This is a genomic window from Shewanella sp. MF05956, from assembly GCF_059758055.1.
This window is the reverse complement of sequence record NZ_JCAYNV010000005.1, coordinates 134,291-159,743: the sequence shown is the minus strand read 5'-3', so window position 1 is coordinate 159,743 and position 25,453 is coordinate 134,291. Positions and strand designations below refer to the sequence as shown.

At 42.2% G+C, this 25,453-nt stretch carries 24 protein-coding genes; 9 read left to right on the top strand and 15 right to left on the bottom strand.

The annotated features are described in order from the left end of the window. The first annotated feature begins 4 nt into the window (after positions 1–4). The 3 genes from nth to AC19MX_RS07540 all read left to right on the top strand — a co-directional run bounded on the left by nth (position 5) and on the right by AC19MX_RS07540 (position 2,636). Positions 5–646, top strand: a complete 642-nt coding sequence (gene nth / locus AC19MX_RS07550; protein ID WP_498297413.1) for an endonuclease III — start codon at positions 5–7, stop codon at positions 644–646. 569 nt (positions 647–1,215) lie between these two features. After that, positions 1,216–1,626 carry a lactoylglutathione lyase gene (gene gloA / locus AC19MX_RS07545; protein ID WP_432401987.1) on the top strand — a complete coding sequence of 137 codons (411 nt, stop codon included), beginning with the start codon at positions 1,216–1,218 and terminating at the stop codon, positions 1,624–1,626. Positions 1,627–2,393: 767 nt separating this feature from the next. Then, positions 2,394–2,636, top strand: coding sequence for a transposase domain-containing protein (locus tag AC19MX_RS07540; protein WP_498297411.1), 243 nt, complete (start codon positions 2,394–2,396; stop codon positions 2,634–2,636). Positions 2,637–2,753: 117 nt separating this feature from the next. Here AC19MX_RS07540 and AC19MX_RS07535 read toward each other — a convergent pair whose 3' ends face one another. From AC19MX_RS07535 to aroA, 9 genes are all read right to left on the bottom strand, one after another. Continuing rightward, positions 2,754–3,305, bottom strand: coding sequence for a DUF2058 domain-containing protein (locus AC19MX_RS07535; RefSeq protein WP_498297409.1), 552 nt, complete (start codon positions 3,303–3,305; stop codon positions 2,754–2,756). Between the two features lie 26 nt (positions 3,306–3,331). Further along, complete coding sequence (locus AC19MX_RS07530) at positions 3,332–4,174, bottom strand: SDR family oxidoreductase (RefSeq protein ID WP_498297407.1); 843 nt, start codon at positions 4,172–4,174, stop codon at positions 3,332–3,334. A gap of 41 nt (positions 4,175–4,215) precedes the next feature. Beyond that, the gene (gene pyrF / locus AC19MX_RS07525; protein WP_498297406.1) at positions 4,216–4,914 is read right to left on the bottom strand and encodes an orotidine-5'-phosphate decarboxylase; all 699 of its coding nucleotides are present in this window, start codon (positions 4,912–4,914) and stop codon (positions 4,216–4,218) included. Positions 4,915–4,969: 55 nt separating this feature from the next. After that, positions 4,970–6,130, bottom strand: a complete 1,161-nt coding sequence (gene lapB, locus AC19MX_RS07520; RefSeq protein ID WP_432401997.1) for a lipopolysaccharide assembly protein LapB — start codon at positions 6,128–6,130, stop codon at positions 4,970–4,972. Position 6,131: 1 nt separating this feature from the next. Further along, a complete protein-coding gene (locus AC19MX_RS07515; RefSeq protein ID WP_432401999.1) occupies positions 6,132–6,428 on the bottom strand; it encodes a LapA family protein in 297 nt (98 codons plus the stop codon). 121 nt (positions 6,429–6,549) lie between these two features. Continuing rightward, positions 6,550–6,837, bottom strand: a complete 288-nt coding sequence (ihfB, locus tag AC19MX_RS07510; protein WP_432402001.1) for an integration host factor subunit beta — start codon at positions 6,835–6,837, stop codon at positions 6,550–6,552. Between the two features lie 77 nt (positions 6,838–6,914). Further along, positions 6,915–8,582, bottom strand: a complete 1,668-nt coding sequence (gene rpsA / locus AC19MX_RS07505) for a 30S ribosomal protein S1 (protein ID WP_432402003.1) — start codon at positions 8,580–8,582, stop codon at positions 6,915–6,917. A gap of 116 nt (positions 8,583–8,698) precedes the next feature. After that, positions 8,699–9,388: a (d)CMP kinase gene (cmk, locus tag AC19MX_RS07500; protein ID WP_432402005.1), complete on the bottom strand. Its 690-nt coding sequence runs from the start codon at positions 9,386–9,388 to the stop codon at positions 8,699–8,701. Between the two features lie 183 nt (positions 9,389–9,571). Continuing rightward, positions 9,572–10,852: a 3-phosphoshikimate 1-carboxyvinyltransferase gene (gene aroA, locus AC19MX_RS07495; RefSeq protein ID WP_432402007.1), complete on the bottom strand. Its 1,281-nt coding sequence runs from the start codon at positions 10,850–10,852 to the stop codon at positions 9,572–9,574. Positions 10,853–11,278: 426 nt separating this feature from the next. Between aroA and AC19MX_RS07490 the strand changes: the two genes are divergently transcribed. Then, on the top strand, positions 11,279–12,472 hold the full coding sequence (locus tag AC19MX_RS07490; RefSeq protein ID WP_498297404.1) for an amino acid aminotransferase: 1,194 nt from the start codon (positions 11,279–11,281) through the stop codon (positions 12,470–12,472). A 96-nt stretch (positions 12,473–12,568) separates the two neighbouring features. On the opposite strand, the gene AC19MX_RS07485 is transcribed toward AC19MX_RS07490, so the two are convergent. The 4 genes from AC19MX_RS07485 to gyrA all read right to left on the bottom strand — a co-directional run bounded on the left by AC19MX_RS07485 (position 12,569) and on the right by gyrA (position 17,922). Next, complete coding sequence (locus AC19MX_RS07485; RefSeq protein ID WP_498297402.1) at positions 12,569–13,492, bottom strand: hypothetical protein; 924 nt, start codon at positions 13,490–13,492, stop codon at positions 12,569–12,571. 39 nt (positions 13,493–13,531) lie between these two features. Further along, positions 13,532–13,654, bottom strand: a complete 123-nt coding sequence (locus AC19MX_RS07480) for a hypothetical protein (RefSeq protein ID WP_498297400.1) — start codon at positions 13,652–13,654, stop codon at positions 13,532–13,534. 229 nt (positions 13,655–13,883) lie between these two features. Further along, the gene (serC, locus tag AC19MX_RS07475) at positions 13,884–14,975 is read right to left on the bottom strand and encodes a 3-phosphoserine/phosphohydroxythreonine transaminase (protein ID WP_498297398.1); all 1,092 of its coding nucleotides are present in this window, start codon (positions 14,973–14,975) and stop codon (positions 13,884–13,886) included. A gap of 223 nt (positions 14,976–15,198) precedes the next feature. After that, positions 15,199–17,922: a DNA gyrase subunit A gene (gene gyrA / locus AC19MX_RS07470; RefSeq protein WP_498297396.1), complete on the bottom strand. Its 2,724-nt coding sequence runs from the start codon at positions 17,920–17,922 to the stop codon at positions 15,199–15,201. Positions 17,923–18,310: 388 nt separating this feature from the next. On the opposite strand from gyrA, the gene ubiG reads away from it, so the two are divergent. The 5 genes from ubiG (at position 18,311) to yfaE (ending at position 24,244) form a co-directional block, all read left to right on the top strand. After that, positions 18,311–19,033 (top strand): bifunctional 2-polyprenyl-6-hydroxyphenol methylase/3-demethylubiquinol 3-O-methyltransferase UbiG, encoded by a 723-nt coding sequence (ubiG, locus tag AC19MX_RS07465; protein ID WP_432402019.1) that lies wholly within the window; start codon positions 18,311–18,313, stop codon positions 19,031–19,033. A 113-nt stretch (positions 19,034–19,146) separates the two neighbouring features. After that, positions 19,147–19,809 carry an HAD family hydrolase gene (locus tag AC19MX_RS07460; RefSeq protein ID WP_498297394.1) on the top strand — a complete coding sequence of 221 codons (663 nt, stop codon included), beginning with the start codon at positions 19,147–19,149 and terminating at the stop codon, positions 19,807–19,809. Positions 19,810–20,375: 566 nt separating this feature from the next. Continuing rightward, positions 20,376–22,664, top strand: coding sequence for a class 1a ribonucleoside-diphosphate reductase subunit alpha (gene nrdA, locus AC19MX_RS07455; protein ID WP_432402023.1), 2,289 nt, complete (start codon positions 20,376–20,378; stop codon positions 22,662–22,664). 91 nt (positions 22,665–22,755) lie between these two features. Beyond that, on the top strand, positions 22,756–23,886 hold the full coding sequence (gene nrdB, locus AC19MX_RS07450; protein WP_498297392.1) for a class Ia ribonucleoside-diphosphate reductase subunit beta: 1,131 nt from the start codon (positions 22,756–22,758) through the stop codon (positions 23,884–23,886). Beyond that, positions 23,876–24,244: a class I ribonucleotide reductase maintenance protein YfaE gene (yfaE, locus tag AC19MX_RS07445; RefSeq protein ID WP_498297391.1), complete on the top strand. Its 369-nt coding sequence runs from the start codon at positions 23,876–23,878 to the stop codon at positions 24,242–24,244. Before nrdB ends, yfaE begins: the two co-directional genes overlap by 11 nt. A gap of 88 nt (positions 24,245–24,332) precedes the next feature. On the opposite strand, the gene AC19MX_RS07440 is transcribed toward yfaE, so the two are convergent. After that, positions 24,333–24,632 (bottom strand): 2OG-Fe(II) oxygenase, encoded by a 300-nt coding sequence (locus AC19MX_RS07440; RefSeq protein WP_498297521.1) that lies wholly within the window; start codon positions 24,630–24,632, stop codon positions 24,333–24,335. Positions 24,633–24,843: 211 nt separating this feature from the next. Next, entirely contained in the window at positions 24,844–25,317 is a 474-nt protein-coding gene (locus AC19MX_RS07435) for a YciI family protein (RefSeq protein ID WP_498297389.1), read from the bottom strand. Between the last annotated feature and the right edge of the window lie 136 nt (positions 25,318–25,453).

Below are 25,453 nucleotides of genomic sequence, written 5' to 3'. Positions count from 1 at the left end.
TATTATGAATAAAGAAAAACGCATTCAGATATTAACGCGACTACGAGATAACAATCCAAAACCAGAAACTGAGTTGAATTTTTCCAGCCCATTTGAATCATTAGTGGCAGTGACATTATCAGCACAAGCAACAGATGTTAGCGTAAACAAGGCAACGGATAAGTTATTCCCGGTAGCGAATACCGCTCAATCGATTTATGACTTAGGTGTCGATGGGCTCAAGCAATATATCAAAACCATTGGTTTATATAACAATAAAGCCATCAACGTGATTAACGCATGTAAAATGTTAATCGATTTACACGGCGGCGAAGTCCCCGAAAATCGTGAGGCGTTAGAAGCATTACCCGGTGTTGGCCGTAAAACGGCTAATGTGGTCCTCAACACTGCCTTTGGCTGGCCTACGATAGCAGTAGATACCCATATATTTCGAATGGCAAATCGCACGAAGTTTGCACCCGGTAAAAATGTCGACCAGGTCGAGCAAAAATTGCTAAAAGTAGTCCCAAGCGAGTTTAAGGTGGATGTACATCATTGGTTTATTTTGCATGGCCGTTATACTTGTATTGCCCGCAAACCACGTTGTGGCTCTTGTATTATCGAAGACCTTTGTGAGTTCTCTGAAAAGATTTACCCTGAAGAATAGCCGCAAAAAAATGACCAATACACATAATGTGTTTTGGTCATTTTTTTATAATTCATTGTATGTTAACTCATCAACTAACATGCAATAAACTAGCGTTTTAGTCACAAGGATTGAATCTATTGATTACATCCCAAGTGATTTATCATTGAATCTTTGTCGCTTAATCTGTAGCACTGTTTAATACTGATTTAAAACATCGCCACAAAAAATGCGCTAAAACAAATTGCGATTACAACGGTAGTGCCTAAGGCCATTTTTAATTCTGTTGTCATTGTCTTGCCTCCATGTAGGTATAAAAGAAGAATAACGCCTTTTGCTTATGAACCAAAAAAATATCATCACAAATGTGAGCTAAAGCAAAAAAATAACGGTATTCATTTTAATGCTGTTATTTACTGGGTCGGATTATCCCGTTTTTTTGTTGAATAATGAGATTTAATACCGAGTTTTTAATAGCGCTCTGTTGAGTCTGATAAAATATAAATTGTTACAGATCAACAGACACTCATCTTTTCATTGTCATCTGAGCTTGATACAGTCAGGTATATTTTTATTTAAGAGAGAACATTATGTCGCAATTACTTCACACTATGATCCGCGTTGGCGATTTAGATCGCAGCATCACCTTTTACACTGACGTAATGGGTATGAAACTACTGCGTAAGTCTGAAAATGCTGAATACAAGTATACCCTCGCCTTCGTGGGTTTTGGTGAAGAAACCACTGGCCAAGCTGTTATTGAATTAACGTATAATTGGGGCGTAGACAGCTACGACTTAGGTAACGGTTTTGGCCATTTAGCCATAGGTGAAGAAGATATTTATGCCCGTTGTGACGCTATCACTGCCGCAGGCGGTAAAGTGACTCGCAAGCCAGGTCCTGTAGCAGGCGGCACGACTGAAATCGCTTTTGTTGAAGATCCTGATGGCTATAAAATTGAATTAATTCAGAAAAAGTCAGCGACTTCGGCTTTAGGCTAAACGGTTCGCATATACATTTTATCATTAAGTATAATAAAACCAGCAATTAGCTTAATACCGATCAGTTAATAACTGAAGCTATACAACATAAAAAGATCTCTTGACCGATCTTTTCAGTCTGCCAAAATCCGATGATCTTGATTATCGGATTTTTTTTATGAAAGTTTCAGAAGCGCTTGCCCGTACTTCAATTAACGACCAGATCGAATTCTCATGCCTTCCTGATGTCCATGAACCCGCTATTATTCAATCTTGTCTAGAGCCACATTAATACCAATTCCTGCAATTATCTAGTCATTCAGCGGGAATTCAGTGTCTTCTAGGCAAGTAATAGGATTGTAGGAGACACTCAGACTTTCCATTTCTTTGTTGCATCGCCTTAAAAGGGAATAATACCAATTCCACTAATTATCTGGTCATTCAGCGGGAATTCTGTGTCTTCTAGGCAAGTAATAGGATTGAAGACATAGTTGCTCTACGTCAAAATGCTATTAAGCAGCATAGAAGGCACAGAAACCCGCCTTGCTGGAGGCACTCAGACTGTCCATTTCTTTGTTGTATTGTCTTAGAAGGGAATAACCATTATTTCAACAATGCGCCTCAAACTGAACAATCTGAGTGACTCTGATTGGTCACATAATTAATGGAAATGGTATAACCATTCTTTCAACAATGCGCCTCAAACTGAAAAGTCTGAGTGGCTCTGATTGGTCACATAATTAATGGAAATGGTATAAGACGGCGAAACTCCCCATGGACGCTATGGTTTGAGCTGTTATAGGTATGTATTTCGCAATGAACCCGTTCATCAATTGATTAAGAAGCTTGATATTGTGTTATCACAAAAAGTTGATTACGTTTCGAGAAGTACTGCAACACAGGGCAGCAAAATGTTGGGAAGTCATGTGGTTCGCGATATATTCCATCGCTCAGCCGTCACTTGGCATCAACGAGCTGAGCATCCTGATTGGTGTGATTTGAATATTTTTGGCGTTGATGGCGTGGTATAGCGAACTCCTGAAACGAAAGAAAATAGCGTAGATTTGGCGCGCACAGCAAACCAAGATCAAGTTAACGAATAAAAGGTCAAAAAAAAGCCTCGTTGAAGAGGCTTTTTAGGGTAATCGTTACCACATTAAATCATCTGGAATAGCGTAATCTGCATACGGGTCATTAGCATCACTGACTTGCGCAACGGCATCTTTCGCTGCTTTGTCCCACAAATAGCCACACCACTGAGGAACTAATAACTTCACGCGCTCAGCGAGTTTATGTGGCACCAGGTAGCTTTTGTCTTCGTGGCGTACAATTCCTAAAGTGCCATTAAGCAACTCGGCTTGAATTTTATCGGTAATGTACAACGAATAAATTTTGTTTTCTAAGGTGTAGTTAAACTTAAGCTCAGCATCTTTAGAGATATTGATGGCAAATTGAGAAAACTCAGTAATTAAGCCGCGTACTTGACCTTTTTCAGACGCCTCAGCAAAGCGTTGTTCATTTAAGGCTTTGTCTTTTTTAGCCTGTTCTAATTTCTGCTCGGCAATTTGTTGCTTAAGCTCTGAACTGCCATCATCGACTTTGGCTTTTTTATTACGACGTTGTTGGGTCTTCACATCGCGTACTTTTTGCTTGCTGGCAAGACCGGCTTTGAGTAATTGATCTTGTAATGCATTTGCCATGATTTGTTACCTTTAAATAATAATGTTTATAAGCCATGTTTGGCGGCAATGTCGCCTAATTCGGTCATCGCAATACTGGCGCCACCTAATGACCAACCGCCATCAACGGGCAATACCACACCGGTAATGTACGATGCCATGTCGGATGCAAGAAATAATGCTGCGTTAGCAATATCTTGCCCTTTGCCGTTACGCTTTAATGGCACGCTATTAGCCACACGTTGTTGTAATTCATCACTGGGCGCTAAACGGTTAAAGCCCTCTGTGTCGGCAATTGGACCTGGCACAATAGAATTAATTCGAACCCCTTCAATGCCCCACTCTAGCGCTAAGGTGCGGGTTAACATATCAACACCCGCTTTTGCGGCACACACATGAACTTGCAGTGGCATCGCAATATAAGCTTGTGGCGCTGAAATTTGAATAATGCTCGCGCCTGGGCGCACCAATAACGGATAAGCTTGTTTAAGCACCTGAAAACTGCCAATCAAATCAATATCAATGACAGACTTAAAACCGTTATTAGACAATTTTGCGGCGCTTGCAGGGAAATTACCTGCTGCGCCACTGACCAACACATCGATTGTTCCAAATGCATCAGCAATAGTGCTAAAACCAACGGTTAGCGCTTCATTGTCGCGCACATCAAAACTAACACCGATATGCTGCGCTTGGGGATTGGCTTGCTTAAGCTGCTCTACTGCAGCATTGACTTTATCGATGCTGCGACTGGCAACCGCCACATTGGCACCGGCTTTGGCAAATGCTATCGCAACTTGCAGGTTGATACCTGATGTGCCACCAACCACAACCACATTCTTGCCTACGTAACTAAAACCGTTGTCAGTAAACCCTGTGCTAGTAACCATTGTCATCCCTTATTGGTTTGTTTTGATTGACGTTAAAATGTTTATACTTGAAGCGATTGATGTATCGCTTTTAGCGCAGCTAGCGGATCTGCAGCTTGTGTAATAGGACGGCCAATCACCAAATAATCCGAACCTGCTGCAATGGCTTGCGGTGGCGTCATGACCCGATGTTGATCGCCGGCATCGCTGCCTGCGGGACGGATCCCTGGTGTGACGAGGGTAAAATCCTGGCCGAAAGATGATTTAAGCAGTTTCGCTTCTTGAGCAGAACACACCACACCATCAAGACCAGCTTGATGAGTCAGTTTAGCGAGACGCAATACATGTTCGAATGCGGGCACATTAATGCCAAGCAACGCTAAATCCTCATCCGACATTGACGTTAATACAGTCACTGCAATCAGTAAGGGTGCATCTTTACCAAACGGCACTAACGCATTTTTCGCCGCTTGCATCATGGCTAAGCCACCACTGGCATGCACGTTTGTCATCCACACACCTAAATCAGCTGCGGCGGCGACCGCTTTAGCGACAGTATTAGGAATGTCATGGAATTTTAAATCGAGGAATAAATCAAAATCACGACTGTGAATGTCTTTGACTAATTGGGGGCCAAATAAGGTAAACATTTCTTTGCCGATTTTTAAACGACACATGGTTGGATCGAGTTTATCAATAAAAGTCAGGGCATCGGCTTTATTGTCATAGTCGAGGGCAACTACAATGGGTTTATCAGTCATTTGGACTCCAGCGGCAATAGCTTTTGTTAATTATTATAGAATGTTTTTTGAAGGGTTACTCACCGTCAAGGCCTTTGATCCGTTTTATACTGCCCCATTGCTTACATGACGGACAATGCCAATATAAACTGTGAGATGGAAACCCACAGGCAGTACAACGGTAGCTTGGACGGAATTTAATTTGCTGTTCTACAAGCTGCTCTAGCATTGATAAGCTTTGTTTCGCTTGGCCATCTTCTGCTTGTTTAATGTGTAACTTCATTAAATGCTGAAAACCTTTCATGGTCGGATGGCGATATAAATTATCGAGCATCATGGTTTCAGCACTTTGATGTTGATTAACACTGATTTTATGCTCGGCTAACGCCACGACCACACTGGCCCCTGCACCATCGGCAATCGCTTTCGCTAATAATTCGTGAAAACCGTCAGGATCTTGAGTGTCTCGGTAAACTTGTTTAGCGATGGCCACTACATCGGCGAACAAATCAATATCAGCAACTTTTAACTCAGATATTGCCTGCTTGCATAAATCATGTTGGCCTGCATCGAGGTAAATTTTTGCTAGCGTTAACCAAGCACGACCGCATTTGTTGTCTTGTTTAATGGCTTGCTGCAGTTTTTTTATTTTATCAGCGTCGTTGCTGGCTTCATCTGCCAGTTGGCAATAAAAATGGGCGGTGGTGCATTTAAGCACTTGCTGACGTTTGCGCGGTAAACGTTTGGTGATATCAATGGCATTTTGCCATTCTTTGGTCACCTGATAAATCAAGATAAGCTGAGTTTCAGCTTCTTCACTGTGATCGTCCTGACTAACCAGATTGAGGAATATCTCTTCTGCACGGTCGTAAAACCCCGCAGCCATGTAATCTTTGCCCAATTCCATCATCGCAATATCGCGCTGTTCGTTGGTGAGACTTGGACGGGCAATCAAATTTTGATGAATGCGGATCGAACGGTCAACTTCGCCGCGTTTACGAAACAACGACCCTAATGATAAATGGGTATCAATGGTTTCATCATCGACATCTAGCATACTAATAAACAGGTCTACAGCTTTATCAGACTCATTAGACAGTAAAAAATTAAGCCCGGTAAAATAATCCCGGCTTAATTTTTTACTTTGTTGGCTATCGCTATGGCGAATACTGCGTCGCCCCATATACCAACCGTATCCGGCAGCAATGGGCAATAACAAGAACAAGATTTCTAGCATACTAGACAGCTTGATCCTTTGGGGTTACGTCAATGTTTATCGCATCGACTGCAGTGAATTTTTTCAAGGCTTTATTACTCTTACGTAACGCCATTTTGAGCTTGATAATGTGATAACTTGCAAATACCCAACTAAGAATAAACCCGCTAAAAAACACGGTAGCAAGTACAACCGGCAAGCGGTATTCACCTTCTGCGATAAAGTAACTCAACGTTACGACTTGTTCGTTTTTAGCTCCAAATAGTAAAGCTAAAACAAAGAGTAATCCAATTAGTACAATAACAATAAAAGATCTCACGCTATTCTCCATGTATACGCATCAATATAATGATTATCCAAGAAATTTACTGAGCTGACCAGCGTTGACTGTCATTAGATACAAAAAAGCCCCCAAAAGGAGGCTTTTTTTAAAGCGTTAATCAAACATTAACAGCATCGACACGTTCGCGCAGTTCTTTGCCTGGCTTAAAGTGCGGTACATACTTGCCTTCCAAATCAACAGATGTGCCTGTTTTTGGGTTACGACCAGTACGAGGTGCACGATAGTGAAGAGAAAAACTACCAAAGCCACGGATTTCTATACGATCACCGCCTTCTAATGTTGTCGCCATTTGCTCCAACATTTCTTTGATTACACTTTCCACTTCTTTCGCCGACAATTGCGACTGCCTAGTGGCGAGTTTTTCGATCAGTTCAGATTTTGTCATCTTAGCTATCCTATATTATCAAGCCAAACACAGTCGCCTAATGGGGACGACGTCCCCATACAACAGGCGATTTTCGATTACTTACGAGCCGCTTTGAAGGCTTCAGCCATCGCGCTGCTCATTACAACGTCATCTTGCTTGTTCAGAGTAGCAATCGCTTCTTTCTGTTCAGCTTCATCTTTCGCTTTGATAGATAAGCTGATAGAACGGTTCTTACGATCTACACCCATGAACTTAGCTTCGATTGCGTCACCTACTGAGTAAACAGTAGATGCATCTTCGATGCGCTCTGCAGAAATGTCAGCTACACGGATGTAACCTTCAACAGTGTCTGCTAATTCAACTGTAACACCTTTAGCATCAACAGCAGAAACAGTACCGTTAACTACGGTGCCTTTCTTCTTGTCAGCTAAGTATGCGTTGAATGGATCATCTTCAGTTTGCTTAACACCTAAGCTGATGCGCTCACGCTCTGGGTCTACAGATAGAACCACTGCGTGGATTTCGTCGCCTTTCTTGTATTCAGAAACTGCGTCTTCGCCAGTACCGTTCCAAGAAATGTCAGATAAGTGAACAAGACCATCGATTCCACCGTCAAGACCGATAAAGATACCGAAGTCAGTGATTGACTTGATCTTACCAGATACTTTGTCGCCTTTGTTAAACTTAGTAGCGAAGTCATCCCATGGGTTAACTTTACACTGTTTAAGGCCTAGAGAAATACGACGACGTTCTTCATCGATGTCTAGTACTAACACTTCAACTTCATCACCTAAGTTAACAACTTTAGATGGGTGAATGTTTTTGTTAGTCCAATCCATTTCAGAAACGTGTACTAAACCTTCAACGCCTTCTTCGATTTCTACGAAGCAGCCGTAGTCAGTAAGGTTAGTTACGCGACCAGTAAGCTTAGTGCTTTCTGGGTAACGCTTGCTGATTTCTAACCATGGATCTTCGCCAAGTTGCTTAAGACCTAGTGATACGCGAGTACGCTCACGGTCATACTTAAGAACTTTAACGTTGATTTCGTCACCAACATTAACGATTTCAGATGGGTGCTTAACACGTTTCCACGCCATATCAGTGATATGTAATAGACCGTCAACGCCACCTAAATCTACGAATGCACCGTAATCAGTAAGGTTCTTAACGATACCTTTAACTGCTTGGCCTTCTTGTAGATTTTCAAGAAGTGCATCACGCTCAGCACTGCTTTCAGATTCGATAACTGCACGACGAGAAACAACAACGTTGTTGCGCTTCTGGTCAAGCTTGATAACTTTGAATTCTAATTCTTTGTACTCTAAGTGAGCTGTGTCGCGAACTGGGCGCACGTCAACTAGAGAACCTGGTAAGAAGGCACGGATACCGTTTAATTCAACAGTGAAACCACCTTTAACTTTACCATTGATGATACCGATTACAGTTTCAGCATCTTCGTACGCTTTTTCTAGAACGATCCAAGCTTCATGACGCTTAGCTTTTTCGCGAGACAATTGAGTCTCACCGAAGCCATCTTCAACAGAGTCAAGGGCTACGTCAACTTCATCACCAACTTGAATTTCTAGAACGCCTTGTGCGTTTTTGAATTCGTCAGCGTTGATTGGGCTTTCAGACTTAAGACCAGCGTCTACAAGTACCATACCGTTTTCGATGGCAACAACTGTACCACGAACGATAGAACCTGGACGGAACTCAAGAGTTTGAAGGGATTGTTCAAATAGATCAGCAAAAGATTCAGTCATGTTTTAGGTTACTTTCATTAAATAAACCACCATCCATCCTAGATGTGGAGTCTAGTAATATTATTCGTATCATCCTTAACACGAATACCTACTGTGCGCGTTAATCGGGAATTCGATTAGGCTACAGTAATTTTTTGTTCAACATATTCAAGCACTTGCTTCAATACATCGTTAATGCCTATGCCGCTTGTATCAATAACAAGTGCATCTTTAGCAGGCACTAGCGGCGAGGCGGCGCGATTAATATCACGGTCATCTCGTTCAATAATTTCTGCTAAAAGGCGGTCGATTTTAACATCGAAGCCCTTGTCCTGCAACTGATTATAGCGTCTTTGCGCCCGTTCTTCAGCGGACGCCGTTAAAAATATTTTTACTGGTGCTTTAGAAAAAACCACTGTGCCCATATCACGACCATCGGCCACTAACCCTGGGGCGGTACTAAAAGCACGTTGACGACGCAATAATGCTTCACGTACGCGGGGTAATGCGGCCACTTTTGAGGCGGCATTGGAGCATTCTTGGGTGCGGATAGTCGTCGTGACGTCTTCACCTTCTAAAATCACTTTAATGGCATCTTGCTCTGTGCCAGTAAGAAACTGCACATCAAGGTGGGCAGCCAGCAGTGTTAATGCTTCTTCGTTTTCAAGTTCTACATCATGATGAATAGCGGCTAACGCTAATACACGATAAATTGCACCACTGTCTAATAAGTGCCAGCCTAAATGCTGTGCCAATAATTGACAGATTGTCCCTTTCCCTGCACCGCTAGGGCCATCAACTGTGATCACTGGAGACCGTTCAGACATAATTTCCTCCGAAAATAATCTATCTTCCCTGATAATAAAAAAGGGTTTCGCCAAAATTGAGCGCGCGCATTGTATAACAAATAAATGTTAATTACTGATGAATTTTTAGTTATTTAAACCAAGATCGCCCTTTTGCATTGTAAAGAAACACAAAAGGGCGACAGGTAAACAGATGATATCTGCTTATTTAGCTAAACGACTAAACTGGGCAAAATAGTCGGGGAATGTTTTAGACGTACAATCTGGATCGTTAATGGTAATGCCACAATCAGCGAAGGCCATTAATGAAAAACACATCGCCATACGGTGATCATTATACGTATCAATATCAGCCGTGTTTAACTGAGCAGGTGGTGTAATGGTGATGTAATCATGTCCTTCATCAACAATCGCCCCTACTTTACGCAGTTCTGTCGCCATTGCAGCTAAGCGATCGGTTTCTTTAATGCGCCAGTTGTAAATATTAGTCAGTTTGGTAGTGCCTTTGGCAAATAACGCAGCCGTAGCAATGGTCATGGCCGCATCAGGAATATGGTTCATGTCCATTTCGATGGCCGTTAACGACGATTTACGGGCAATAATGTAATCATCGCCCCACTCTATATCGGCGCCCATTTTAGCTAAAGCGTCAGCAAACTTAACATCGCCTTGAATGCTTAATCGCCCTACGCCAGTAACTTTAACTTCACCACCTTGTATCGCACCGGCGGCTAAAAAGTACGATGCCGATGATGCATCGCCTTCTACTAATACTTTACCTGGTGACACATACTGTTGACCGGCTTTAATTTCAAATCGTTGATATTGGTGGTTAATAACCTCAACACCAAACTGTTTCATTAGCGCAATCGTAATATCGATATAAGGTTTTGAAACTAATTCGCCTTTGATTTTGATGTTAACGCTGTCTTTAGTTAATGGCGCAACCATCAATAAAGCCGTTAAAAACTGACTGGATAAATCTCCAGCAATGTCCACATCACCACCATTAAGGCCGGTAGCGTTAATGGTTAATGGCGGAAAGCCGTCATTTTTAAGGTAAGTCACATCAGCACCTAATTGACGTAATGCATCAACTAAATCGCCGATAGGACGCTCTTCCATGCGAGGCTCACCAGTAAGGGTAAACTCTCCCTGACCGAGTGTTAATGCTGCACATAATGGACGCATTGCCGTGCCAGCATTCCCTAAAAATAAGCTCTGTACTGTGGTAGATGATATTGGGCCAGCATTACCTTCAACGACACAAACGGTTTTATCGTCACTTAACCTGTATTGAATACCTAATTGCTTGAGTGATGCCAACATATATCGGATGTCATCTGAGTCAAGCAAATTAGTCAGAGTCGTGCTGCCCTTGGCAAGTGTGGCTAACAATAATGCACGATTGGAAATGCTTTTAGAGCCAGGGATATTAATTTCGCCGTTTATGCAGGTAATTGGATCAAGACGCAGTTGCTTCATTTGCTTTCTTCTTTTGCTACAGATTAAGTTCACGTTAATCTTGGTGGTAAACATCACTCAGTTATTGCCAAACAGCGTAAATCAAGTGGCACAAATTCATATTAATAGGTACAAACCTATCGACGTCATTTGATGACGATTTCAACGTTACAAAAATACGGATTACGGCAGTAATATCAAGCATAAATTGGATTATTTACGCCGCCAATACTCACGATTGACTTAAGATAAATTCAAAACAATGTAATGGCCAGCCATTACACCAGATAATCTCTCGATATGACAGTATTATTTGTCTGTTCAATTAACTTTCCAAATGAAAAAATCTCAAGGCGCAATTAATCATCCTAACCGACAATAATCACTTTAACTCTGTGTTTAAAGCACGTTATGCTTAGTACAAATAGCAAATACAAGGTTCTATTCATGTTCGATACCCTAAAAGCCCTACCTGCCGATCCAATTTTGGGTCTACTGACACAATACCGCGAAGACAGCCACGCAAATAAAGTTGACTTAGGTGTGGGTGTTTATAAAGATCCTGTGGGTCACACGCCTATTTTAGATTGTGTTAAAGCGGCTGAAAAAATTCGTTTAGACACCGAAACGACCAAGGTATACATAGGTCCGACCGGTTCTGCGCCCTTTAACCAATTAATGGGCGAATTAGCCTTTGGCGCAAGTCACAGTGCCTTGATTACGAATCGTGTTAGAACGGTATCGACACCCGGTGGAACAGGCGCACTAAGAGTGGCTGCTGACTTTATTAAGCGCTGTAATCCTAATGCAGTATTGTGGGTGAGCGACCCAACCTGGGCCAACCACACGGGGTTATTTGAAGCGGCGGGTATTACGGTAAAAACCTACCCATATTACGATTACGACACCAAGAGCCTTAAGTTCCAGCAAATGCTGGCAACCTTAAATACCATAGGTAAAGACGATGTGGTGTTATTACACGCTTGTTGTCACAACCCTAGCGGCATGGATTTAAGCACACAGCAATGGGATGAAGTCGTTAAGGTCACCGTTAAACAAGGCTTTACACCACTTATAGACATGGCCTATCAAGGCTTTGGTGATGGTGTTGATGAAGATGCTTACGGCGTACGTCAAATGGCAGCTGCGGTAGAAAGCATGATTTTATGCAGCTCATGCTCTAAAAACTTTGGCTTATACCGTGAACGTATTGGCGCTTGCTCAATTGTGGCTAAAGACAGTGCTACCGCGGATATCGCTCAATCGGTCTTGCTGTATGTCATTCGCTGTATCTACTCAATGCCGCCAGCACATGGTGCAGCCATTGTAGAAACTATTTTAGGCACCCCGGCCCTTAAACAGCAATGGTTACTCGAGCTTAAAGAAATGCGTGACCGCATTAACGGTAACCGTGAAATGCTAGTTAATCAGCTTATTACTAATGGTGTTGACCGCGACTTTAGCTTTATTGCTCGTCAAAAAGGCATGTTCTCATTTTTAGGGGTTAACCCAGAGCAAGTTGCAACGCTTAAACAGCAATACAGTGTGTATATGGTCGGTTCAAGCCGCATTAGCATTGCCGGTATTAGTGAAGCGAACGTTGATTATTTGGCAAAATCAATTGCTGCGGTAATCAAATAACCCGAGTTATGTCATTGCACAAACAATAAAGCCGACTACTTTATGTCGGCTTTATTGTTTCATTATAGTTTGTCTCATTAGACTTTCTATAATGTGCTAAGTAACATTTGGCCAACTATCAAAAGGTTGCTTTTCTAATACCATGTTGCCTTTTTCATCTTTAGAGATGTTTATCCACGCCTGCCAGTTTTCATAATCAATATCGGGACAGTCTAAACGGTAATGACTGCAGCGACTTTCTTTACGCATAATGGATGCTTTGAGCTTCATTTCTGCGGTGATAATCATATTCTCAGTTTCGTGCGCCAAGCGAAGTGCATGTAAATCGTCCGCCATTAACATCGGGACATGGTGCTCATATAGCTCCTCAACATACGCTAACGCCGCTTGAATCATGCGCTCTTTTTTAATGTAAAGCACAAAGTTAGGGATCATCACGCCCTGTAACACCTGAGTCACCCAGGCTGGGCTATAACCACGTTGACGCTTTAATGGCGCTAAAATTTGTTGGTTAACCAATGCCAAATATTGTTCAGACACATCCAACTTACTGGCCATTCCGAGACTTTCATTTGCCGTAGCAGTCCCAGCGATGGCCCCTTGTACAGCAGAGCCCGCCAACGATGAACCGATTTGGGTATAAATACCACCCGACATATAAGACCCTAGCGCATCACCTGCTGCATATAAACCAGGAATCGTCGACAACCCTTGGGCATTGGTTGGCACCAGACCTTCTGACTTATGGATTGCCATCCCGGCACTCGAACCGCCGACTTGCTCGCTGCCCATACCAGTTGGGCCAGAATGGCCTTTACTTGACACCAGGCTACGAAAAAAACCAGCTTCTGGTGGTTTAGGTGGAGGACCAGATTGTTTAAAGGCTTCTGGCACAAACGGTCCCGCGGGAAAGATATTGGTTTGACTAACCGTTTGCTGCTTAACCGCTTCACCTGGGCGTTGTGGCCTTGGTGGCATCATCAAAACGGGCGCACCTTGAGTGTATGCTTGATAATTCATATCGACACCCAAATGATGATTAATTTGCGCAGAGGTAATCTACGGCTTTTCTTCTATTTGTCCATGCCAATTATCATAACTTGAACCTGAGTTTTTAGCCGAACCAGGATGCCCATCATTCCATTCTTTACCGGTGACTTTAGCACCAATTTTATAGGCCATAATCGTACCGTCATGGGTTAAATCACATACCGGAAAAATCGACTTTTTATGTAGAATAACTACACCTCGAAGTCTCTGCCGCGCAGTTGTAAATGTGAATAATGGCCAACAATTCGCTGCAAAAACAACCTTGAAAGATCAACAGGCCCTATACATAACAAAAAAGATCCTCTCGGGATCTTTTTGGGGTTTAACGCCTCAGTTGAGGTGTTAACAATGGCAGTAACCGTTAAGCGTGTTGAGTGGCAAATTGATTCATAAAGTTAACCAGTTTTTGCACACCGGCTAATGGCATAGCATTGTAAATACTGGCGCGCATGCCGCCAACAATACGATGACCTTTTAGCGCAACTAATCCCGCCTGCTCTGCTTGCTTTAAAAACTCGCCGTCAAGAGTGTCATTGACCAATTGGAAGGTGACATTCATGCGCGAGCGATTGTGCGGGGCGACACCATTTTTATAAAATGGATTTGAATCGATACACTCATATAATAAAGCCGCTTTTTGTTGATTAACGTCAGCCATCGCACTCACGCCACCATTTGCCGCTAACCAGGCAAACACTTCTGATGCTAAATACCATGCAAACGTTGGCGGTGTATTAAACATTGAACCATGCTCAACCGCAACACGATAATCCATAATTGATGACTGTGGTAGGCTGGGTAACTTCAACATATCGTCACGCACAATTACAATCGATAAGCCTGATGGGCCAATGTTCTTTTGCGCACCCGCATAAATAAGCCCATATTTGCTGACATCAATGTCATGCGACATGATGGTTGATGACAGATCGGCCACCACTGGCCATGGGCTGTCTAACTCTTCGAAGATTTCAATCCCATCAACCGTTTCATTTGAACAGTAATGCACATAACGGTAGTCTTTATCGATAGCATTGAGATCAGGTAAGTTAACTTGATTTAATCCGTCCACTTTTTCAACGATATTGATACTATCTATTTGGCTTTCACCAACTAATTTGTGTGCTTCGGTCACCGCAGCAGACGACCACTGGCCACTGACTAAATATAAGGCACGACCGTTATCACCTAAAAAGTTGTTAACGACATTTGAAAACTGGGCGCGGCCACCACCGTGCATAAAAAGCACATGGTAGTTTGTCGGAATGTTCATTAACTGGCGCAAGGTCACTTCCGCTTGCTCCGTTAACGCGATAAATTCCTTACTACGGTGACTAATTTCCATCACGGAAACGCCAAGGCCATTCCAATCAATTAATTCCTGTTGTGCTTTTTGCATCACAGCTTGAGGTAACATCGCAGGACCCGCACAGAAATTATAAATCGCGCTCACAGACAACTCCTTGACTCAGTTTGTATTCATAGCAATCATATTTACTCTCTGATCTGCTCAGATAATCCATACGATTGGTATCATTATGTTTAGCGGTTAATACTAAGGACTTTATTTGCAGTTGAATAGGCCTTTATTTGCCTATTTTGATGAATAATTTTCCGTAAAATAAAACGAGCGCCATTAGGCGCCCGTTATCGATGTGTTGAAGTTAACTGACAGGTTATTCCTGCTCGTCAGCCTCTGCATCATCTTCTACATCAGAACTTGCAGACTCAACTGTTTCACCTTCGGCGACTTCGCCTTCAATGATGTCAGCAGGCACGATGACATTGCCTTCTTCATCTAACAACTCTTCTGTTTGGATTTCATCAATACGCTGCAAACCAACGACTTTCTCGTCATCTGCGGTACGAATGATGGTCACCCCTTGTGTGTTACGGCCAATAATTGATACGCCTTCAGCAGGTGTACGAACCAATGTGCCTTTGTCACTGATTAGCATGATTTCGTCGAAATCACCAACTTGAACCGCACCGACAACTGAACCGTTACGCTCGCTCACTTTAATCGATACCACACCTTTAGTGCCACGGCTCTTCGCTGGATATTCACTTAGCTCAGTACGCTTACCGTAACCGTTTTCAGTTACCGTTAAGATTGCGCCATCACCTTTAGGAACAATCAGTGAAACCACTTTTTGACCGTCTTCAAGCTTAATACCACGAACACCCGTTGCTGTTCGGCCCATTGGACGTAGAGCAATGATTTCTTCGCCAGTTTCAGCATCAATCTTCACTTCACCAGTCACTGAGTCACGGGCTTTTTCGTTAAAGCGAACCACTTTACCTTCGTTAGAGAACAACATGATGTCGTCGCTACCTTCAGTAATATCAACACCAATCAATTGATCGCCGTCTTTTAGGTTTACAGCAATAATGCCGTTTGCACGAGGGTTACTGTAAGCCGTTAATGCTGTTTTCTTAACGGTGCCGTGTGCGGTTGCCATGATGATAAATTTATCATCAGCATACTCACGAACAGGTAAGATTGCAGTAATGTGTTCACCGTCAGACAGTGGTAACAAGTTAACAATTGGGCGACCACGAGCTGTACGGCTCGCAAGCGGTAATTGGTACACTTTTAACCAGTACATTTTACCAAAGTCAGAGAAGCACAAAATGGTATCGTGAGTGTTAGCAACCAGTAGTTTTTCAACGAAGTCTTCGTCTTTTACTTTCGTCGCCGCTTTGCCTTTACCACCACGACGCTGCGCTTGGTAGTCAGACAATACTTGGTACTTGGCGTAACCTAAGTGCGATAAGGTCACGACAACGTCTTCTTCATTGATTAAGTCTTCAAGACTCATGTCAATTTCATTAGCGTTGATAATTGTGCGACGTTCATCACCGTATTGCTCAAGAATTTCGGCTAACTCTTCTTTAATCACTTCCATTAAACGTTCTGGACTGCGAAGAATTAATAACAATGCCGCAATAACAACTAATAGCTCTTCGTACTCAGCTAAAATCTTGTCATGCTCTAAACCGGTTAAACGGTGTAAACGTAATTCAAGGATTGCTTGCGCTTGTTGTTCAGTTAAATAGTATTTACCGTCACGGATACCGTACTCAGGCTCTAACCATTCTGGGCGCGCTGCATCATCACCTGCTTTTTCAAGCATGCCTTGTACATGACCTAATTCCCAACCTTCAGCCACTAATTTAACTTTAGCTTCTGCTGGTGTTGGAGAGGCTTTGATTAATGCAATGATTGGGTCAATGTTAGCCAGTGCAATGGCTAATGCTTCAAGAATATGAGCACGTTCGCGGGCTTTACGTAATTCAAATACAGTACGGCGCGTAACCACTTCACGACGGTGAAGAATAAAGCACTCAAGCATTTCTTTAAGGTTAAACAATTTAGGCTGACCGTTGGTCAACGCCACCATGTTAATACCAAAAGAACACTGCATTTGCGTTTGAGCGTATAAGTTGTTTAATACAACCTCACCCACTTCACCGCGTTTGATTTCAATCACGATACGCATGCCGTCTTTATCAGACTCATCACGTAATCCGCTAATGCCTTCTAATTTTTTATCTTTAACAAGCTCAGCGATTTTTTCAATCAAACGTGCTTTGTTAACTTGATAAGGAATTTCGTGAACAATAATGCGTTCGCGGCCGTTATCTTCCGTTTCTACTTCCGCTTTCGAACGCATAATTGCGCGACCACGGCCAGTGTTATACGCATCGATAATGCCCTTACGGCCATTGATTGACGCAGCTGTTGGGAAATCAGGACCTGGGATATATTCCATTAACTGCTCAATTGATAAGCTTGGGTCATCAATTAATGCTAAACAACCTTTAACCACTTCAGTTAAATTGTGTGGTGGAATATTGGTCGCCATACCTACCGCAATACCTGATGAACCGTTAATTAACAGGTTAGGTACACGTGTAGGTAAAACAGCAGGAATAAATTCGGTGCCGTCATAGTTAGGTACGAAATCGACGGTTTCTTTTTCAAGGTCGGCAAGCAGTGAATGCGCCAACTTCTTCATACGGATTTCGGTATAACGCATTGCTGCTGCAGAGTCACCGTCGACCGAACCAAAGTTTCCTTGTCCGTCAACCAGTGTATAGCGTAGCGAGAAAGGCTGTGCCATACGTACAATTGTATCGTATACAGCGGTATCACCATGTGGGTGATATTTACCAATTACGTCACCAACGACACGAGCGGATTTTTTATATGGTTTGTTCCAATCGTTTTTCAATTCGCTCATTGCGAACAATACGCGACGGTGAACTGGTTTTAAACCGTCACGGACGTCAGGTAATGCACGACCTACAATTACACTCATGGCGTAATCAAGGTAAGAATTCTTAAGTTCGTCTTCGATATTAATTGGCGAAATAGATGATGCCAGATCAGTCATAAACTGCGCGTTCCCCTAAAGTGAGCTGACAATAAATCTTCCATATTATTATCTAGCTTAAAAACGTGATTTGGCATTCTAACACAGATATTTAATGTCGCCAGAGCAAACACTAGCCAAATGCCCACTACTGTATAAAAATTATAAAAAAGCTAATATTTTCAGCTGGATTAGATTAATCACACTCTAATATACGAACAATTTTATGCCGACATAAAGGCCAAATTGCTGACGGTTTAAGCGCTTTGTATTATAAAAAATGTTCATACAGGTTCTAAACGGTGATTTTATAAGCAAAGCTAAGTCGCAAAAGCACAATGTTGACTTCTATTCGTGAAGGTTATCGTTATAATAACGCCCATACTTTATTAGACAGTTAGGTTAACTTATGTCAGACGCTGAACAATCAACAGCCAATGTTGATCCGCATGAGATCGCAAAATTTGAAGCCATGGCACAAACTTGGTGGGATCTTAATGGCGAGTTCAAGCCATTGCATTTACTTAATCCGCTGCGATTAAATTATATCGACCAAACCGTGAGTGGCCTGTTTGGTAAAAATGTCCTAGATGTGGGCTGCGGCGGCGGTATTTTATCTGAAAGCATGGCGCGTATTGGCGCGAATGTTGATGGTATCGACATGGGCACAGAGCCATTAGAAGTCGCCAAGTTGCATGCCTTAGAAGCAGGTATGACTGTTAATTACCTTAAAACCACCGCAGAAAATCACCGTGACACTCACCGAGAATATTATGATGTGGTCACCTGCATGGAAATGCTTGAGCATGTACCAGACCCACAATCGGTGGTCCAAGCGTGCTGCGACATGGTCAAACCCAATGGTTTTGTCTTTTTCTCAACCATTAACCGCAATATGATGTCTTATCTGCAAACCATTATTGGCGCCGAATACTTACTGAAAATGTTGCCAATTGGCACTCACGACCACAGTAAATTTATTCGTCCATCTGAGTTAATGGCACTGGTCGATAACACGGACTTATTGTGTAAAGATGCATTGGGCATTACTTACAACCCACTGTCTGGCGTATTTAAATACACTAACAGTGTTGATGTAAACTATATGATCGCCACCCAGAAAACCGACTAAATTGGCTTAGCTCAACACGCTTCGCAACAAAAAGCCGATAACGCCATGTGTTACCGGCCTCTTCTCTGTGTTCATCTTCGCGACGGTTCAACGCTGATATAAGGAATAATAAAGTGCATAAACACGATGTTAAAGGGGTGTTATTTGACCTTGACGGCACATTAGCCGATACCGCACCAGATTTAGTCCATGCACTTAATCTCAGTTTAGATGATGCCGGGTTTAGTGCTCAGCCACTGGATAAAATGCGTCATGCCGCATCACACGGCAGTTTGTTTTTAGTTAAAACAGCAATACCCGATGCCGATGAAGCACTGCAAGTGCGTATTCAACAAGGTTTATTACAGCATTATGGCCGTATCAATGGCGATCACAGCCGTTTATTCGATAACTTACCTGAACTACTGACATTATTAGACCAGCAAGGCATTCCTTATGGTGTGGTTACCAATAAGCCTGCTCGGTTTGCTCGTCCATTGGTCGAAAAGCTTGGGTTAACCTATCAGTTAAAAGCCATGATCAGCGGCGACAGCACTCGCCATGCCAAACCCCACACCGCACCGATGTTGTTAGCTGCACAACAAATTGCCATGCCACCTGAACATATTTTGTATTTAGGTGATGCAGAGCGTGACCTCGTCGCGGCGCACAATGCAAACATGCTTGGAGGCATAGCACTTTGGGGTTACTTATCGGCCTCAGATACGCCAGATTTATGGCCATCGAAGCATCAATTTGAACATGGTGCATCCTTGAGGCAATTTTTTAGCGAATAACCCATTTATCATCAGGCCATATCAACGCATGAGAACATGGTTACAGATGAATTTGTCAGTTTGTTGTAGCCAACCATCCACTTTTTTATCTGCGGATCAAATACAGCAAAAGATCAATCTAAAAATGGACATAATTTTTTGATCGCTGCTTATTTTAGCGATCAAAATTTTCTAATCTATCGCATAAAAAAACATCAACCATGAAAAACACTATATAAATTTGGGCTCTAGGGTTAGCCGTTACTAACCCTGCTCTTTATCCTCAACTTATCCACAAGAAGTTAATGTAATTGTGGCTTGCAAATCAGCTCAAACCTCACTATCTTGTATCTCAGTTTATAAATAACACCATATCTTGTGTGTGGGTGACAATCAAAACACTACGCTGTGTGGGTATTAAAGTGTAGATGTTTACTGAACGTACAGTAGATGTACATTGCCGTAAGTGGCATTCAGGATGATTGTTTTAACATGGAACTGTTTTGTGATTTGTTCTGATCGAATAAAGTAACACTGCATCCTGAACGCGATCACATGACCGGATATCGAACCAAGGCCTCTCTTCAATGAAAAGCAATATGACAGTCACTAAACGCAGTGGCGAACGTGAAACTATCGATTTAGATAAAATTCACCGCGTGATCACTTGGGCAGCCAAGGGATTAAAAAACGTTTCTGTATCTGAAGTTGAACTTCGATCTCACCTGCAGTTTTTTGAAGGCATTCCAACAGAAGCCATTCATGAAACCATTATTAAAGCCGCTGCCGACTTAATCTCGCCAGAATCGCCAGATTATCAATTCTTAGCAGCTCGCTTAGCAGTATTTCATTTACGCAAAAAAGCCTTTGGTCAATTTGAACCACCTAAGTTATATGACCATGTGACGCGTCTAGTGGAAATGGGCAAATATGATAAGCATATTTTGGCCGATTACACGCGCGAAGAAATTGAAACATTAGACACCTACATCGATCACTGGCGCGATATGAACTTCTCTTATGCTGCAGTTAAGCAATTAGAAGGCAAATACCTAGTGCAAAACCGTGTGACTCACGAAGTCTACGAAAGCGCTCAGTTCTTGTATATTTTAGTGGCAGCGTGCTTATTTGCGCGTTACCCAAAAGAAATTCGTCTGAAGTACATTAAAGACTTTTATGACGCGACGTCTCTATTCAAAATTTCATTACCTACACCTATCATGTCTGGCGTGCGCACTCCAACACGTCAGTTCAGCTCTTGTGTATTAATTGAATGTGATGACAGCTTAGATTCAATCAACGCGACCGCATCGTCTATCGTTAAATACGTCAGCCAACGTGCTGGTATTGGTATTAACGCTGGTCGTATCCGTGCGTTAGGTAGCCCAATTCGTGGCGGAGAAGCATTCCACACTGGTTGTTTACCTTTTTACAAGTATTTCCAAACTGCGGTTAAGTCGTGTTCTCAAGGCGGCGTTCGTGGCGGTGCAGCAACACTTTTCTATCCGTTATGGCATTTAGAAGTCGAGTCGCTACTGGTGCTTAAAAACAACCGTGGTGTTGACGACAACCGTGTTCGTCACCTTGACTACGGTGTGCAGTTAAACAAATTAATGTACCAGCGTTTGATTAAAGGCGAATACATCAGTCTATTCAGCCCATCAGACGTGCCAGGTCTTTACGATGCTTTCTTTGAAGACCAGGTAGAGTTTGAACGTTTGTACTTACAGTATGAGCAAGACAGCAATGTCCGCAAAAAACAAATCAAAGCGGTTGAACTGTTCTCGTTAATGATGCAAGAGCGTGCCTCAACTGGCCGTATTTACATTCAAAACGTCGATCACTGTAATACTCACAGCCCGTTTGATTCTAAAGTAGCGCCAATTAAGCAATCTAACTTATGTTTAGAAATTGCATTACCGACGAAACCATTGAATAACATCAATGATCCAGACGGTGAAATTGCGTTATGTACTCTGTCTGCACTTAACTTAGGTGCCATTGAAGATTTATCTGAACTTGAGCCATTAGCCGATTTAGCAGTACGTGCGCTAGATAACTTATTGGATTACCAAGATTACCCAATTATTGCCGCGCAAACGAGTTCGATGAATCGTCGTACTCTTGGTATAGGCGTGATTAACTTTGCTAACTACTTAGCGAAAAACGGTAAGAAATACTCAGACGGTTCAGCAAACAACCTGACCCACAAAACCTTTGAAGCAATTCAGTATTACTTATTGAAAGCTTCAATGAACTTAGCTAAAGAGCAAGGTGCATGTCCGTTATTCCACGAGACAACCTATTCGAAAGGTATTTTACCTATCGACACCTACAAACGCGACTTAGATAAGATTTGTGACGAGCCATTACACATGGATTGGGAAACATTACGTAGCGACATTAAGCAATACGGTTTACGTAACTCAACCTTATCGGCATTAATGCCGTCTGAAACCTCATCGCAAATTTCAAATGCGACTAACGGTATTGAGCCTCCACGCGGATTAATTAGCGTTAAGGCCAGTAAAGACGGACAATTAAAACAAGTTGTACCTGACTTTGACCTCCTCAAAGACAAGTACGAATTGCTTTGGAACATGCCAAACAATGATGGTTACATCCAACTTGTTGGGTTAATGCAGAAATTTATTGACCAGGCTATTTCGGCTAACACTAACTACGATCCAAGCCGTTTTGAAGGCGGTCGTGTACCAATGCAAACCTTGTTAAAAGACTTGCTTAGCGTATACAAACTGGGCATTAAGACATTGTATTATCATAATACTCGCGACGGTGCTTCGGATCAGTTTGACGACATTATTGCCGTCGAAGAAGAAGACGATGGCTGTGGTGGCGGTGCGTGTAAGATATAGCTCCTTAGTTTTTATAAAAGTATCACTTTATGTATATTTAGCGGGGGCCTTCCCCGCTTTTTGAAAAATGCGTTTTCAGGACACCTAAATAATGGCTTACTCAACATTTTGTCAAACACCTAACGATTCGACTAAAGAACCGATGTTTTTCGGTCAATCGGTTAACGTGGCACGCTACGATCAACAGAAATATGAAGTCTTCGAAAAACTCATTGAAAAACAATTATCGTTTTTCTGGCGTCCAGAAGAAGTTGATGTCAGCCGTGACAAAATTGATTTTGGTAACTTACCTGAACACGAACAGCATATTTTCTTATCTAATCTGAAATACCAAACCTTACTTGATTCAATTCAAGGCCGCTCACCAAATGTGGCATTTTTGCCTTTGGTATCGCTACCAGAATTAGAAACGTGGATTGAAACATGGTCGTTTTCTGAAACCATTCACTCGCGTTCGTACACGCACATTATTCGTAATATCGTTAACAACCCATCAGTGGTGTTTGACGATATTGTGCAAAATGACGAAATCTTAAAGCGTGCCGGTGATATTGCCGCTTATTACGATGACTTGATTAACCTTACCCAAATTAATAACTTGTTAGGTGAAGGAACGCACGTCATTAACGGTAAAGAAATCACCGTTAATTCACGTATCCTCAAAAAGTCATTATATTTGTGCATGATGTCAGTCAATGCGTTAGAAGCGATTCGTTTCTATGTCAGTTTTGCTTGTTCATTTGCCTTTGCCGAGCGTCGTGTTATGGAAGGTAACGCTAAGATTATTCGCTTAATCGCGCGTGATGAAGCATTACACCTTAACAGCACACAACATATATTAAGCCTAATGCAAGGCGGTAAAGACGACCCAGAAATGGGCGAAATTGCTGCTGAGTGTAAGCAAGAAGCGTATGATTTATTCGTCAAAGCTGCGGAGCAAGAAAAAGAATGGGCTAAATACTTATTCAAAGATGGCTCAATGATTGGCTTAAATGAACAGATTTTATGCCAGTATGTTGAGTTTATTACTAACCAACGGATGAAGTCAGTTCACTTACCGCAACCTTACGATGAGCAATCGAATCCACTGCCGTGGATGAAAAACTGGTTAGAAAGTGATGCTGTGCAAGTTGCCCCACAAGAAGTAGAAGTATCATCTTATCTTGTCGGTCAAATTGATTCTTCTGTCGATGGCGATGAGTTTTTAGACTTTGACTTATAAGAAGTATTTCAAAAAAGCCCCAATAGTAAGCTTGAAAGGTCAGCCGGTGATTTTATTTGACGGTAAACATTCAAGCTTATTAGAAGCGCTTGAGTCTAAAAAAGTAAAAGTGTTTTCAGAGTGCCGCAATGGTTTTTGCGGTGCCTGTAAAACCACGGTGATTTCGGGTGAAGTCAGTTACCTTACCCAGCCATTAGCAGAACTTAACGCAGATGAATGCCTACCCTGCTGTTGTGTGCCCGAAACCGACCTCAACCTTAAGCTATCTTGCCAGGGTGTTGAAGTCGTCGCCAAACGTCAATACAACACCAATCATAGTCCTGCACCAGTGCTCACCAAACTCGCGCACGAAGGTTAATAGATCCTTAGACCTTATCATGCCGTATTTCACCTCGTTATCGATTATGGCTACTGTTTAGCCTTGATACCTGCAAATCAGGTACAATTTACATATTTATAGCCACACTCAATAGCACCCGCTTGCCAGATTCAATCTTAGTGACGCTGTGTTCGTATAAGTCTGGGCGAAACAAATACACCCTATGACATAAATTCATGATGTATTTCTCACACGTAAATACGCCTCCGTGCAAAGGTTGTTTTAGCACTATATTGAACTTGTAATATCGCCCTTGCTGCACAGGATCAACGTGTTTCATAACACGATGATTTTCATGATAAGTGACTAAATTAACTGAAAATACCCTACTGCTAAATATTGATCTATTAACCACGTTGGCCATAATGGCTCCAATCAACTCACTTAGCGACATTGTACGGGTTAATCATCGCCAAGTGATGCCGCTAAACCATTCAATTATGCATATGTTATTAAGTTTTCATCCGCTATTGATATGTAATACCACAACAAAGCCGAAAAGATGATTTAAAACAACAGTGATAAACGCCAATCATACTTTCATTATTGATGATAAAAAACCATAAACCCTTGATGCATTACATCAGCGTTTTAGCTAGCGTATTATGGATAGCATTGACTTCCATTAACGCAGCACTGCCATACCAGGGGACTAATTCCATTACCAAACTGCCTGCTTTAATCGCTGGATCGGTTGCAGTTAATTGTTGAGCCTGTTCAATGGTTTCTACATCGAAAATATAAATACCACGGAGTTCGTCATCAGTTAAAAAAGGCCCCGCCAATACCAATTTACCCTCTTCAGCTAAACGTTCAATATTGGTCATGTGTAACCGTTGCAGTTCATCAGCTTCTGCTTTGGGACGTTCTCGATTAGGCCCTCGACTTAAAAACGCCATCACATAACGCTTCATGCCATATTCATCCGCCCCCACCTTTTCTGCCAGCGATTGATCATATATTGGATTAATCTCAGTCTGGGCCATTAACGGAGTCGATAACATCGTGGAAAAAAGCAAAAAACGGGTTAACGTGCTGGCATAAACATTCATGGGTATTCCTATTTTCACATTTCAGTGAAGATGTTGTTATGTGTGGTTAATGATGACATCAAAATTGTTAAGCTTACCTATGACGTATGCTGGCAAGACGTAACTAACATTTGGAGAAAAACTATTTTGATGACAT